This is a genomic window from Streptomyces reniochalinae (assembly GCF_003323735.1).
In the GTDB taxonomy this organism is placed as follows: domain Bacteria; phylum Actinomycetota; class Actinomycetes; order Streptomycetales; family Streptomycetaceae; genus Streptomyces; species Streptomyces reniochalinae.
Genome location: NZ_QOIM01000028.1, coordinates 284,358 through 297,159, shown reverse-complemented (window position 1 = coordinate 297,159; position 12,802 = coordinate 284,358). Strand labels below are relative to the sequence as shown.

The 12,802-nt window shown below is 69.5% G+C and carries 9 protein-coding genes and 2 pseudogenes; 7 read left to right on the top strand and 4 right to left on the bottom strand.

The window, feature by feature from the left end; translation table 11 throughout:
- The first annotated feature begins 535 nt into the window (after positions 1 to 535).
- The 4 genes from DQ392_RS10765 to DQ392_RS10750 all read left to right on the top strand — a co-directional run bounded on the left by DQ392_RS10765 (position 536) and on the right by DQ392_RS10750 (position 3,606).
- Positions 536 to 1,030, top strand: a complete 495-nt coding sequence (locus tag DQ392_RS10765; protein WP_114015302.1) for a GNAT family N-acetyltransferase — start codon at positions 536 to 538, stop codon at positions 1,028 to 1,030.
- Positions 1,031 to 1,591: 561 nt separating this feature from the next.
- Positions 1,592 to 2,047 carry an iron chaperone gene (locus tag DQ392_RS10760; RefSeq protein ID WP_114015301.1) on the top strand — a complete coding sequence of 152 codons (456 nt, stop codon included), beginning with the start codon at positions 1,592 to 1,594 and terminating at the stop codon, positions 2,045 to 2,047.
- A 242-nt stretch (positions 2,048 to 2,289) separates the two neighbouring features.
- Positions 2,290 to 2,622, top strand: a complete 333-nt coding sequence (locus DQ392_RS10755) for a hypothetical protein (protein ID WP_114015300.1) — start codon at positions 2,290 to 2,292, stop codon at positions 2,620 to 2,622.
- Positions 2,623 to 3,027: 405 nt separating this feature from the next.
- Complete coding sequence (locus tag DQ392_RS10750; protein WP_114015299.1) at positions 3,028 to 3,606, top strand: dihydrofolate reductase family protein; 579 nt, start codon at positions 3,028 to 3,030, stop codon at positions 3,604 to 3,606.
- A 4-nt stretch (positions 3,607 to 3,610) separates the two neighbouring features.
- On the opposite strand, the gene DQ392_RS10745 is transcribed toward DQ392_RS10750, so the two are convergent.
- The 3 genes from DQ392_RS10745 to DQ392_RS10735 form a co-directional block, all read right to left on the bottom strand.
- Positions 3,611 to 4,828 carry a GDSL-type esterase/lipase family protein gene (locus DQ392_RS10745; RefSeq protein WP_114015298.1) on the bottom strand — a complete coding sequence of 406 codons (1,218 nt, stop codon included), beginning with the start codon at positions 4,826 to 4,828 and terminating at the stop codon, positions 3,611 to 3,613.
- Positions 4,829 to 5,080: 252 nt separating this feature from the next.
- A complete protein-coding gene (locus DQ392_RS10740; protein ID WP_114015297.1) occupies positions 5,081 to 6,604 on the bottom strand; it encodes an FAD-dependent oxidoreductase in 1,524 nt (507 codons plus the stop codon).
- Positions 6,605 to 6,777: 173 nt separating this feature from the next.
- The gene (locus DQ392_RS10735) at positions 6,778 to 7,476 is read right to left on the bottom strand and encodes a TetR/AcrR family transcriptional regulator (protein WP_181856367.1); all 699 of its coding nucleotides are present in this window, start codon (positions 7,474 to 7,476) and stop codon (positions 6,778 to 6,780) included.
- Between the two features lie 336 nt (positions 7,477 to 7,812).
- Between DQ392_RS10735 and phnA the strand changes: the two genes are divergently transcribed.
- From phnA to DQ392_RS10720, 3 genes and pseudogenes are all read left to right on the top strand, one after another.
- Positions 7,813 to 9,180, top strand: a complete 1,368-nt coding sequence (gene phnA, locus DQ392_RS10730) for a phosphonoacetate hydrolase (RefSeq protein WP_114015295.1) — start codon at positions 7,813 to 7,815, stop codon at positions 9,178 to 9,180.
- Positions 9,181 to 9,369: 189 nt separating this feature from the next.
- A complete protein-coding gene (locus tag DQ392_RS10725) occupies positions 9,370 to 10,824 on the top strand; it encodes an aldehyde dehydrogenase family protein (RefSeq protein ID WP_114015294.1) in 1,455 nt (484 codons plus the stop codon).
- 293 nt (positions 10,825 to 11,117) lie between these two features.
- Positions 11,118 to 12,368: pseudogene (locus tag DQ392_RS10720) on the top strand (glycoside hydrolase family 27 protein); the annotation flags it as partial.
- A 106-nt stretch (positions 12,369 to 12,474) separates the two neighbouring features.
- Here the strand turns inward: DQ392_RS10720 and DQ392_RS10715 are convergent.
- Positions 12,475 to 12,765, bottom strand: a pseudogene (locus DQ392_RS10715) (maleylpyruvate isomerase mycothiol-dependent enzyme family protein); the annotation flags it as partial.
- Positions 12,766 to 12,802: the final 37 nt, after the last annotated feature.

The window sequence follows — 12,802 nt, the reverse complement described above, 5'->3', positions numbered from 1 at the left end:
GAACTCCGGTGTGAACGAGCGGCGAGGACGCGGCTTCTTCTTCCCCATGCTCTCCATGATGGACATCCTTCCGGGGCAACGCCCCTGATCTCGAATGTCCGTCAAACCGAATCAAGCCCACCTGTGACCCGCGCAACCTCGGCTCTGCACGGGTACTCGGCAAGCTCCACATGGCGTGGGAAGGACGTCATCGTCACAGCGCACTGATCCGGGACGGTTGGCGAGACTCCGAGGTGTACAGCATCCTCGAAGAGGAGTGGCACGAGAAGCACAGCCGGGATGTGCGGTGACTCCGGCGACTCAACCCCTGATCCGCTCCCCCGCCGCCCGGCGTCCGCCTGGCGGGCGCCGCGAGCCGGCAAGGTCCCAGGGCGACGCGACGGCGGCGGCGTCGTCGGCGAGCTCTTCCCACTCGAGCCCACGGGTCCGGGACTACTTCTTCAGCCGTAGCTCGTTACGTGTTCTGATCCGGGCGCTGTTTGCCACCGGCAGAAACCCAGATGGCCTCACGGCACGAGCTGGATAGGGTCGGGCGATGTCCGAGCTGAAGCGGCTGCACGCCGACCACGCCTCGGCGGTCCTGGCCTTCGAGGTGGCGAACCGCTCCTACTTCGCTGCCTCGATTTCCGACCGCGGCGACGAGTTCTTCGACCAGTTTCCCGACCGGTACAAGGCCGCGCTGGCCGAGCAGAAGGACGGCATCTGCGCCTTCTACGTGCTCGTCGCCGAGGACGGATCGGTACTCGGAAGGTTCAACCTGTACGACATGGAGGACGGCACCGCAAGGCTCGGCTACCGGGTCGCGGAGCGAGTCGCCGGCCGCGGTGTCGCGACCGCGGCCGTCCGGAAGTTGTGCCGGGTGGCGACAGCGAGACACGGCCTGCGCACACTGCGGGCGGCCACCTCGCACGACAACGCCGCGTCACAGAGAGTCCTGGCCAAGGCGGGGTTCCTCCCCGTTGGTCCTGCCACTCCGGCCGATCTCGGCGGCCGGTCGGGCACTTGGCACCAGCGCGATCTCCTGCCCTAAACCTCCATCCGGCTGCCCTGAACCTCCATCCGGCTCGTCCGGGGACTGCTGCCCGAGCCGGCCCAGCTGTGTGACCAGGTGGACCATCAGCCCCCGCCCGACGTGCGCGCCTCGGCCGCTTGCCCGAACGGGAGTGAGGCGGTACCGCTTCTCGCCGGTGTCACAGCGCCGGCCTCCTGTCGCGGTCGCGGCGGCGCGAGCCGACGGTGACGGACGCGCCGGCCGCGCTCGGCGCGCGGGCGGCCTGCGGGGCGGGTCGTTGTTGGTCCGACAGCCGAGGGGGCTGTCGCCTCAGCACCCAGAGTGCTCCTCATTCCGTTGAACGTTCAACCACCTTTCGGCCATTCTGCGTCCGCGCACGGCGAGCCGGTCGCGCGGAGCGGCTTTGACCCCGAGAAACGACGCACGTGTGAGCACCGCTGCACAGCGAACTCCGACCGCCTCGCAGGTCACCGTCCGACCTGGCGAGCAGTGGCGCGGTAGCCGGACATGATCCGCGCGGAACAGTTCAGCCGACGGCCCCGTGTTTCGCACCACAGCCCGTGGAAGGGAAGGTCTGTCATGGCCAGAACCGCACGCATCAGTGAGCCCGAGCAGTTCACCGCCGAGGAGCGGGCCGCGATGAAGGAACACGCCCGCGAGCTGAAGCAGGCGGCCCGCCGCACCTCACGCGCGGACAAAGCGGCCGAAGCACTGCGGGACGTGCTCGCGAAGATCTCCGAGATGCGGGACTCGGACCGGGCGATGGCCGAGCGCGTCCACGCCGTCGTCACCTCCAGTGCCCCGTCCCTCGCCCCCAAGCTCTGGTACGGGATGCCGGCCTACGCACTCGACGGCAAGATCATCTGCTTCTTCCAGAGCGCCGCGAAGTTCAAGGCGCGCTACGCCACACTCGGATTCAGCGACCAGGCGAAGCTGGACGAGGGCACCATGTGGCCGGCCGGGTACGCACTCACCGCAGTGACCCCCGAGACGGAAGCCCGGATCAGCGCACTCGTGAAGCAGGCGGTGAGCTGAACCATCCCGCACGGGCGGCCGGACAGTCGGCCGGCCGCACCTCCCGCTCCGCGGACGCGAAGAGATTCCCGCCCATGAGAACACGCAGGCGGAGCCCGCGACGCGAGCCCCGGAAACTCGCCACATCCAGGCGATGCCTCGTCAGAACGCGAGAGCGACAAGCCACTTGTCATTCGTGCGATTCGAGCCGCCGGAACCGAACTTGCCATGTACTCTTCAGCCGTCTCACGCGCCGCACGGTCATGGCATCCGCACCGGCCTCCGCCGACGAGGCGGTCACCGACGGCAACGTGGAAATGGTGATTTTCGGCAGCGGCTACCACGTCGACTCGGTCACGATCCACGGGGTCCCGGAACCCCAAAGCCCCGTCGAGTACCAGTTCACCTACTACGCGTCCACCTCGCCGTCCAAGACGTACTCCATGATCTGCGGTGGCAGCAGCACAGGGAACAGCTGCTCTCACAAGTTCAGCATCGACGCCACTTATGGGAGCGGAGCGGGAATCAGGGGCTGCGGGTCGATCAAGCGTATCGACAACCAGCAGATCCTCGGAGTCGCCTGCAAGGACTGGTGACAGGTCAGGAACTCGTCGCCACGCAAGACCTCAACGACACCGACCCGATGGCTGCGCCCTTCGGTTGCGCGACTCTGTGACGTGAAGAAGCTCCTGGCAGGGTGCCACGACCGGGATCGCTCGTGACCTTGCCGGGAGCTTCGCGCGCTCGCGCACGGGATCGTCCGTCCGTCGGCGATCGCTCCGTCCACCACGCAGGTGTGTCAAACCGCTGCGCCCCGCCTTCCACCCCGAAGACGAACACGACGCGTCCTCCCGATATCCGAAAATCACCACCCTGAAGGCACTCTTCCGAGCCCCGCCACGGAGGGCAGAAGCATGCACGCGATCTCCTGGCGAAGGGCTGCGCCGAGGTTGCAGGGCCGTCTTGTCACAGCTGGTCCCACCGCATGCGAGGAGAGCATCATGGCCGCCACATACACCTTCGACGTCTTCTCCAGTCTCGACGGCTTCGGCGCCGCCGGCGGCGACTGGACCGGCTACTGGGGCAAGCAAGGACCGGAGCTGCTCGATCGCCGCCTCGCCTTGTACGAAGGTGAGCAGCGGATGGTCTTCGGCGCCCGCACCTACCGGCTGTTCGCGCAGATGACGGCTTCGAGCTTTGAGGGATCCGATGTCCGTGACCCTTGGGTCACCCGGATGAGGAGTCTGCCCGCAACGGTGATGTCGAGCACGCCGGAAGGAGAGCTCGACTGGCCGGACGCGACCCTCGCGAGGGGCGACGCGGTTGACGTCGTCGCCCGGCTCAAGGAGGAGTCCGCCGTGCCGATGCGCTCGCACGGCAGCCTGTCGATGAACTGGGCGCTGATGGCAGCGGGCCTGGTCGACCGCGTCCACGTGACGCTCTTCCCTGTGATCACCGGACGCTCCGGGCTGGACCCGGTCTTCCAGGGCGCGGCCGATTTCGACCTGCGACTGGTCGAGACCCGGACGCTCGACGGCCACGTCCAAGAGCTCATCTACCAGCCGAGCCTGCATGTCTGACTGCTCAGTCGAAGAGGGAGAGGTCGATGGATTCCGCGAGCGCTGCGTAGCCGGCGTCGTTGCCGTGGAGGTTGTCGCCCATGTGCAGGTCGTTGTGGATGCGGGTGGGATCGGCGGGATCGCGCCAGATGGCGTCGAAGTCGAGCACTCCGTCGAAGGCGTTGCTCCCACGGAGCCACTCGTTGACGTGCTCGCGCGCCTTGTCGCCCTCGGGGGTGTACATGTCGGAGCCGCCGTAGGGGGCGATGGTCGCGGCGTAGACCTTCGCGCCGTGCGCGCGGGCGCGCGCTGCCGCCTGAAGGTGAGCGGCCACAACGTCGTCCACGCCGACGGGATCGCCGGGAAACATCGCGAGGAATCCGGCGGTCTCCTCGTTGCGCGGGGGGAAGGAGAAGACGAGGTCGTTGCCCACGGCGATCACCACGTGTCCGAGCCCCGGGGTGGCGAGGACATCGCGGTCGAAGCGCGCGAGGCCGGCGGGGCCGATGCCGTCGAAGAGCAGGCGGTTGCCCCCGATGCCCTGGTTGACCACGCACCGCGTTCGGCCGCCGCGCGCGTGCAGGCGCTCGGCGAGCAGGTCGGTCCAGCGCCGGTCGGTGCCGGGGGTGGAGCCGATCCCGTCGACGCGGGAGTCGCCGAGCACGGCGATGGCCCGGGTCGGGGTGCGGGGCTGGACTTCCACGGCCGTGATCACGGCCTGTGCCGCCAAGGGGGTGGCGTCGGCGGGCGGCGAGGTGAGGTCGGTGGCGTCGTCGGGGATGAGCCAACCGAGGGCGTGAAAGGTGCCGTGACAGGTGGCGGTGTCGACGTGGCCGGGCAGGTAGAGGCTGATGGCCAGCCGTGCCAGCGCGTCGACCGTCAGGTCGACGGGGTCGCTGAGGACGGGAGCACCCGCCGGCACGGTGACGCTCGACCGGCCCCCGAAGGTGATCGCACGGCTACTGCCGCTCTGGTCCGCGCCGTCGGAGTCCGCGCGGGTGACGCGGGCGGCGCCGACGGCCAGCGGCGCGGTTCCGTACTCGTTGCTGAGGCGGATACGTATGCGCTCTCCCCCGCCGCTGATGCGGACGAGCTGCCGCAGCGTCGCGTTCTCGAAGGCGTCGAGGGCGCTGACTGAGTTGTCCGAAGCCTGCGGGGAGGCACCCCAGGTGCGCACCCATGCGTCGGCGTCGGGGACACAGCCTCCGGAGCCGTCACGGGGTGTGCTGATGGCGTTGTTCATGGTCGTTGTCCTCCGGTTGTCGAGTTCTTGCCGGTGGTCAGATCCCTTTTCCGCGGCGTCGTTGAGAGTCAGGCACCGTGACGGCTGGGGCGACGGCCGATGCACGGCCGTGCGCTCGCGGATCGCTGCGCCGGCGCACAGCGAGCCGACCGTGGTCAGCAGTACGCCGCCCCCGTCCGTACGCGGCTGCGGATGCGCTGCCCGGTGGCCGGTCGGCGGGGTGCCGCGTTCCGGGCAGGCCGGTTGCCCGCTCTAGCTGCTCGGGGTGCCGAACCACTGGCCGGCGGCCTGCGCGAACGCCGCGGGATCGGGGGCGTGCGGGGCGGCCCAGACCACGGCGCCGTCAGGCCGGATGAGCAGGGCGGTGAGACCGAGGCTGTTGCGCACCCGCCCCGACGCATAGCGGATCCGGCCCTCCCAGCGCCGAGTCGCGCCGTGCAGCGCGCTGTCGTCGGTGAAGTCGAGCGCGACGCCCTGGCCCGTGTGCAGCAGGTCGCCGAGGTGAGTGCCGTCCTCGAAGCGGAAGTCCGGGGCGCTGCGGCCCAGAAGCGGGTGGCCGTCGCCCAGGTCGTAGTGGTGGAAGAGGCCCGACGTCCTGCGGTAGACGTGCGTGGTTCCCTCCGTGGTGCGCATCAGGTCGTGGACCAGCTTGCGCAGCGCGGGGGCGTTGGGCCCGGGGTTCATGGTCGCCACCTGGGCCCGGGACCAGTCCAGGACGGCGGCACCGACGGGATGGCGCTCGCTGGTGTACGTGTCAAGCAGTCCGTCCGGTGCGGTGCCGTGCAGGGTGGCGGCGAGCTTCCAGCCGAGGTTCATGGCGTCGCCGATACCGAGGTTGAGCCCCTGACCGCCCAGGGGTGAGTGAATGTGCGCGGCGTCGCCGGCGAGCAGGACGCGGCCTTGGCGGTAGGTCCCCACCTGCATGGCGCGGTCGGTGAAGCTGGAAGCGAGGTGCACCTCGTCCAACGTCACGTCGGTGCCAAAGACGCGGTGCAGCACCGTCTGTAGGTGCTCGCGGGTCACCGGCCGGGAACGGTCGAAGGCACCGCCGTCGAAATCCAACATGCCCAGGTGCCCTTCGAGGGGCGTGCGCAGGTACATGCCGTTGTCGGTCAGGTTGAAGCCGAAGGGCAGCTGAGCGGGGTCGGCGAAAGTGACCTGGGCGACGTAGCCGGTGCACAAGGGCCCGGTGCCGACGAAGTCGAAGCCGGCCAGGCGGCGTACCGCGCTGCGTCCGCCGTCGCAGCCCACCAGCCAGCGCGAGCGGTACCGCCGCCCGCCCGCAGTGGTGACGGTGGCCTCGTCGTCCTGGCTCACCGCTGTGACCGCAGCGTCCCGGATGATCTCCACACCGAGTGTGGCAGCCTGTTCGGCCAGTACCGAGGTGACCGCTTCCAGGCTCGTCATGAAACCCTCCATGGCCGGGCTGGGCAGCCGGAAGCAGAGGGCCGCGGTGTCGACGCCGGCCGCGTCGAGCGTCATGCCCGCGAAATGGCTCAGTTCGCGCGGGGCGGGCGGCTCGACGGCTTCGGGGGCCGCACCGACCTTGTGTGGATCGGCGCCGGACTCCTTGAGCACGGCTTCCAGCAGGCCGCGGCGGTGGAAGGTCTCGGCGGATCCGGCGTTCAGCCCCCGCAGCCCGAGCGGTAGTGCCTTGGACGGCGGGTGGGGGTCCTGGTCCCGTTCGAGGACGAGTACGGAACGGCCGGACAGCGCCAGCTCGTTGGCCACGAACAGGCCGACCGGGCCGGCGCCCGCGATGACGACGTCGTGCATGGGAGTTTCCTTCCTCAAAACCTCCGCCAACCACTGCTGTGCGTCTGCCGGACCGGCGCAGCGGGTCAGCGCAACCGGGTCAGCGCGGGTCGGCACAGACCGACCGGTACAGGCGAATCAGCGCAGGCAGGCCGGCGCACACGGGTCAGCGCAGGCAGGACAGTGCGGACGGGTCAGTGCAAGCGGGTGAGGCCGTCGAGGATGACAGCGATGCCGGTGAGGAACTGTTCGCGGTCGTCGTGCTCGGCGGCCTGGCCGACGATGGCGTGCATGAACGGGTAGTGCTCGGGGTCGAGTTCCTGCCACGCCGTCGAGGTCGTCGCGAAGAACTCACCCCGGTCCGCCACGGGGTCGATGCCTGAGGTGTCCCCTTCGATGCGGGCGTTCTGACTGACCGCTCCGAGGATGTAGTGCACGAGCGTCGAGGCCGCGTCGAACCAGCGCTCCCGCGGCACACCCAGCGCGTCCACCTGCCGGCCGATCCGCTCGAAGATGCCGACCGTGACGGGGCCGACCGGGTTGCGGACGATCTGCAGGGTCAGCCGTGTGGCGAGCCACCGGTGGGCGGTGATCGCGTCGAACAGGGCCAGGGCGACGGCCCGGACCTCGTCGGACGGTGTCGCCGCGGCGGGCGCGGGCGCCGCGGACAAGGCCGCCGTCACGACCGCCTCCGTCGCCGCGTCCAGCAGGTCTTCCCGCTTGCCCACGTGATACGCGATCGCTCCGGACCCGGTGGACAGGCGCTCACTGAGCGCCCGGACGGTCAACACACCCTCGCCTCCCGTGTCCAGAAGCCCGATCGCGACGTCGAGGATCCGCTCCCGGGAAAGCACCTGATGACGCCGCTGAGGCCGGCGCGCCGACGTTGTCATGCCTTCAAGGTGGCACACTTTGGTGCGTTGTGCCAACTTGGTGTGGCGTACCAACCTGTCGTGGCTTCTCGTACGAGGAGGCCGAGTTCAGCCGCAAGAGCCACGCCGACGACGCGATGACCAAGCACCTGGAGGGAACCTTCGGCGGCGTCTCCCTCAGGCTTCGGCCCCCTGCCCGGACGCCGGACAGAGCGCTGACTTCGGGTGCTCTCCATCCCGTACGTGCTGACCTGTGGTTATGGGAGCGATAAGGGAAACGGGGGTTCCTCGACGCGGTGCGCCGGGGGAGGCTCGACGCGCTTCGGATTCCAGCCACAGAAGCGCGAGGAGCCCTTCGTGAAATCTCGGACCTTCACGGTCAACGACCGGTCGTACACGATGCCCGGTAGCCCCGTCGTGGTGATCTGCATCGACGGCAGCGAGCCGGACTACCACCTGGAGGCCGCCGCTGCCGGCCGGATGCCGTGGTTGAGCAAGGTTCTGACCAACGGTGGCACCTCATGGCCCGCGCACTGCGCGATGCCGGCCCTGACGAACCCCAACAACGTCTCGATCGCCACGGGGCACCCGCCGTGCGCGCACGGCATCAGCGGCAACTACATCCTCGACACCGAGACGGGCGAGGAAGTCCTGATGAACGACAAGCGCTTCCTGCGCGCACCCACTCTCTTCGCGGCGGCGAACGAGGCCGGGCTGGACGTGGTGGTGGTGACGGCCAAGGACAAGCTGCGGCGGTTGCTGGGTGCCGGTCTGGTGGAGGACGGGCCCGCACTCGACGGCTCGGGCGGCTTCGTGGAACCGACGAGGCGTGGCATCTGCTTCTCCGCCCAGAAAGCGGACGAAGCCACGGAGGAGGCCAACGGCATCGGTGAGGTCCTGGAGCTCGTCGGCAAGCCGCTGCCGGAGGTGTACTCCGCGGAACTGAGCGAGTTCACCCTGGCCGCAGGCGTGGAGATCCTGGCCTCCCGGGGGGCCGACCTGATGTACCTCTCGCTGACCGACTACATCCAGCACAAGCACGCCCCGGGCACCGAGACCGCCAACGCCTTCTACGAGATGATCGACGGCTACGCCGCCAAGCTGGACGAGTTGGGCGCCGTCGTCGTACTGACGGCCGATCACGGCATGAGCGCGAAGTCCGACGCCGACGGTGCCCCGCGTGTGGTCTACGTCGAGGACGAGGTGCGCCGGTTCCTCGGCGCGGTGGACGATGCCGAGGTCGAAGGGGTGCGGGTGATCCTGCCGATCACCGACCCGTACACCGTGCACCACGGTGCGCTGGGTTCGTTCGCCAGTGTCCACCTGCCCGAGGGGGCCGACCGTGACGGGGTGGCGGCGGCCCTGCGGGAGATCGACGGGATCCAAGCGGTGTCCGACCGCGCGGAGGCCGTGGAGCGGTACGCGCTGCCCGCCGACCGGATCGGTGACCTCGTCGTCCTCGCCGAGGCCGGCACCGCGCTCGGCCGCTTCGCGGCCTGGCACGATCTGACTCAGCTGGACGCGCCGCTGCGTTCCCACGGCGCCCTGGGCGAACTGCGGATCCCCTTCCTGATCAACCGGCCGCTGCCGGAGCGCGCGCCGTTCGACAACCCGCTCGGTGAACCTGCCTGCGTCCACAACTACGACGCCTTCTGGGTGGCCACCACCTTGGTCGCCGAAGCCGCGGAAGCCCGGACCGAAGCCGGACGAGCACGAACGCCATAGCTCTTGTGGCCGCCCTCGGATGGGCGGCCACACGGTTTCCTGCCGACCCCGTCGCGCCGCCGGCCGCCGTGTATGGCCGCCGCCCGTGCGGGCATCGCGCCCCGGGTCGCCGTCCGCACGGCCTGACGGCACCCCAGCTGCCCCGCCCGCCCTCATCCCGTCAGCACTCCACCTCCAGGGAGCCCCCTCATGGCGCAGCCGAGTTCGCACCACCTGCTCAACCACGTCGACGGCCACTGGACCCCCGCCAGGTCCGGGCAGGTACGCCGCAACCTCAACCCGGCCGACACCGGCGATCTGGTCGGCGAGTTCGCCGAATCAGGTACCGCGGACGTGACAGCGGCCGTGGACGCCGCCGCCGCGGCGCAGCCGGCCTGGGACGCCAAGGGCCCCATCGAGCGGGCCAAGGTGCTCTCCGCGGCTGCCCGGCTGATCGAGGAGCGCACGGAGGAGTTCGCCCAGGCCATCACTCGAGAGCAGGGCAAGCGGCTGAGCGAGAGCCGCGGCGAGGTCAAACGCTCGCTGGCCATCCTGGAGTTCACCCTCGGCGAGGCCCGCCGCATCAACGGGGTGACGACCCCCGCGGAGGACCCGCGCACCGTGGCGATGACCTTCCGCCGCCCGCTCGGCGTCGTCGGCCTGATCACGCCGTGGAACTTCCCGGTGGCCATCCCCATGTGGAAGGTCGCTCCGGCGCTGGTGTCGGGGTGCGCGGCGGTGCTCAAGCCCTCCCCGCTCACGCCCTGGACCTCGGCGCTCCTGGTGGCGGCCTTCACGGACGCGGGCGTGCCGCCGGGCGTGCTCAACCTGGTGCAGGGCGACCGGGAGCCGGGTGAGGCGCTGGTCGCCGATCCGCGCGTCGCCGGTATCTCCTTCACGGGCTCCCTGCCGGTGGGCCGGGCCATCAACCGTGCGGGGGCCGATCGGCTCATGCGTACCCAGCTGGAGCTGGGCGGCAAGAACGCGCTGATCGTCCTCGCCGACGCGGACGTCAAGGAGGCCGTCGAGGCGATCGTCCACGGTGCTTTCGGACAGAGTGGCCAGCGGTGCAGTGCCACCAGCCGCATCATCGTCGACAAGGCCGTCAAGGAAGAGCTGCTGGCCGCGCTGCTGCACCGGGTGGCGGCGATGCGGGTGGGCAGCGGCACCGACGCGGGCGCGGACATCGGCCCGGTCGTCAACGAGGAACGTATGCGGGCCTGCCTGGACGCGGTGGCCACGGCACGCGGCGCCGGCGCCCACGTGGCATGCGGTGGTGAGGCCGCTGTCTGCGACACGCCTGGCTACTACGTCCAGCCGACCGTGCTGACCGAGGTGGCATGGGACAGTGACATCGCGCAGGAGGAGGTGTTCGGGCCGGTCCTGTCGGTGATCGACTGCGACGGTTACGAGGACGCCATGCGGATCGCCAACTCGGTGCGGTACGGCATGTCGGGCACGATCTTCACGCGGGACCCGGCACACATGTTCCAGGCGCTCCAGGACTTCCAGGCGGGGATGCTCCACGTCAACCGGCCCGGCGTCGGAGCCTACTCCCACCTGCCGCACATGGGCGCGAAGGCGTCCCAGCTGGGCGCCCCGGAGTGCTCGCCGGAAGTGTGGGACTTCTACACCGATCTCCGCTCGGCCTGCATCCGCTACTGACGCCTACCGCCACGCTCCGCGCGGCGGGCTGCCCCCTTATGAGGGCCACTCGGCCACCGCTCGCACCAGTTGGAAGTCGTCGTCGCGGCGGTCGTTGCGATGCCGTGGTGGAGGCTGGTCGCTGATTCGCGGAGAGACCGCGCAGCACGACAGCCGACCAAACACACGGAAACAAACATTTGTCGAAAGGGTTCCAACAGACCCGAACAGAGTTTTACCGTGTGGCGGTCACAAGGACTGCCCCGCCGCCCCACGCGCCGGGACGGTCCGTTCAGCGAGCAGTGAGGACGGACATGCGCCCCACCGTATCGACCCGTACCACTGGCAAGGGGCTGATCAGCGCGATCGGCGTCGTGATGATGTGCGGAGCGGGCCTCGCGGCCCCGGCCTCCGCGGCAACCCCCACCGCCGAGAAGACCGAGAGCGCGCAGGCCGCGCGAGAGTCCTCGGGCGGAGACCTGACCAAGACCCCGCCCATGGGCTTCAACAACTGGAACGCGACGCACTGCGGCGCCGACTTCAACGAGGAGATGGTCAAGGACACGGCCGACATCTTCGTCGAGAAGGGCCTCAAGGACGCGGGCTACGAGTACGTCAACCTGGACGACTGCTGGGCCGAGCCCGAACGCGACGCCGACGGCAAACTGGTCCCCAACAAGGAGCGCTTCCCCCACGGCATCGAGGCTGTCGCCGACTACGTGCACTCCAAGGGCCTCAAGCTCGGCATCTACACCAGCGCCGGCACCTGGACGTGCAACACCGAGCCGGGCATGCCGGGGGCGCTCGGCCACGAGGAGAGCGACGCGCGGCAGTTCGCCGACTGGGGCGTGGACTACCTCAAGTACGACAACTGCAACAACGAGGGCCGGCCGGCGCAAGAGCGCTACCAGACGATGCGGGACGCGCTGGACAAGACGGGCCGCGACATCGTCTACAACATCTGCGAGTGGGGCGAGAACAAGCCCTGGGAGTGGGCGCCGAAGCTGGCCGAGACGTGGCGCACCACGGAAGACATCTCCGATAACTGGGACAGCATGCTCGGCATCATGCAAGAGAACCTCAAGCTGTCGCAGTACGCGAGCCCGGGCGACTTCAACGACCCCGACATGCTCGAGGTCGGCAACGGCGGGATGACCGACACCGAGTACCGCACCCACTTCTCGATGTGGTCCATCATGGCGGCCCCGCTGCTCATCGGCTCCGACCTGCGCGAGGACGACGGTGCGGCGATCGACATCCTCAGCAACAAGGAGGTCATAGCGGTCGACCAGGACGCGCTCGGCAAGCAGGGTGAGGTCGTCTCGCAGGAGGACGGGCGCTGGGTCGTCAGCAAGGAGCTGGCCGACGGCAGCCGCGCCATCGCCCTGTTCAACGAGACCGACCAGGAACAGACGATCACCACGACCGCCGACGCGGCCACGGTGCCTCACGCCGACTCCTACAAGGTCCGCGACCTGTGGAAGCACTCGGACAGCACGTCGAACGGCGGCCTTTCCGAGAAGGTACCGTCCCACGGCACGGTGATGCTCCGCGTCACCCCCGAGAAGTAGACCGCATTATCAGCCGGCCGCGGCCGGCTGACGCTCCCCGGGCTCCTCGTCCACGGCCCGCCGCCCTCGCGAGCGGCGGGCCGCCGTCGTCGTCACGCTACCGCTGGGCGCTCGCGGAGGCGAAAGCCACGGTCGTGCCCGACACGAGCGCGCCGGAACCCGTCTCGAAGGGACCGTCGTTCGCAGTGAGCCGCAGATCGCCGATGCGTCCCTTGGCCACGACCACGAGATTCGTTCCCTGGTAGTACTCGGCCACGCGCGTGGCCACCTCCTTCGGGTAGTGGCGACGTATGCCCAGCGGACGCCGGATGTCTTCCGCGTGCACGAGCGTCTCGCCGAGCATGGCCACTACGGGAAGAGGAGGCTTGGTCCTGCTGGAAACAACACCTCGGCCCCCGCTCTGCCGTCTACCGCCTGTTTCGCGCCCA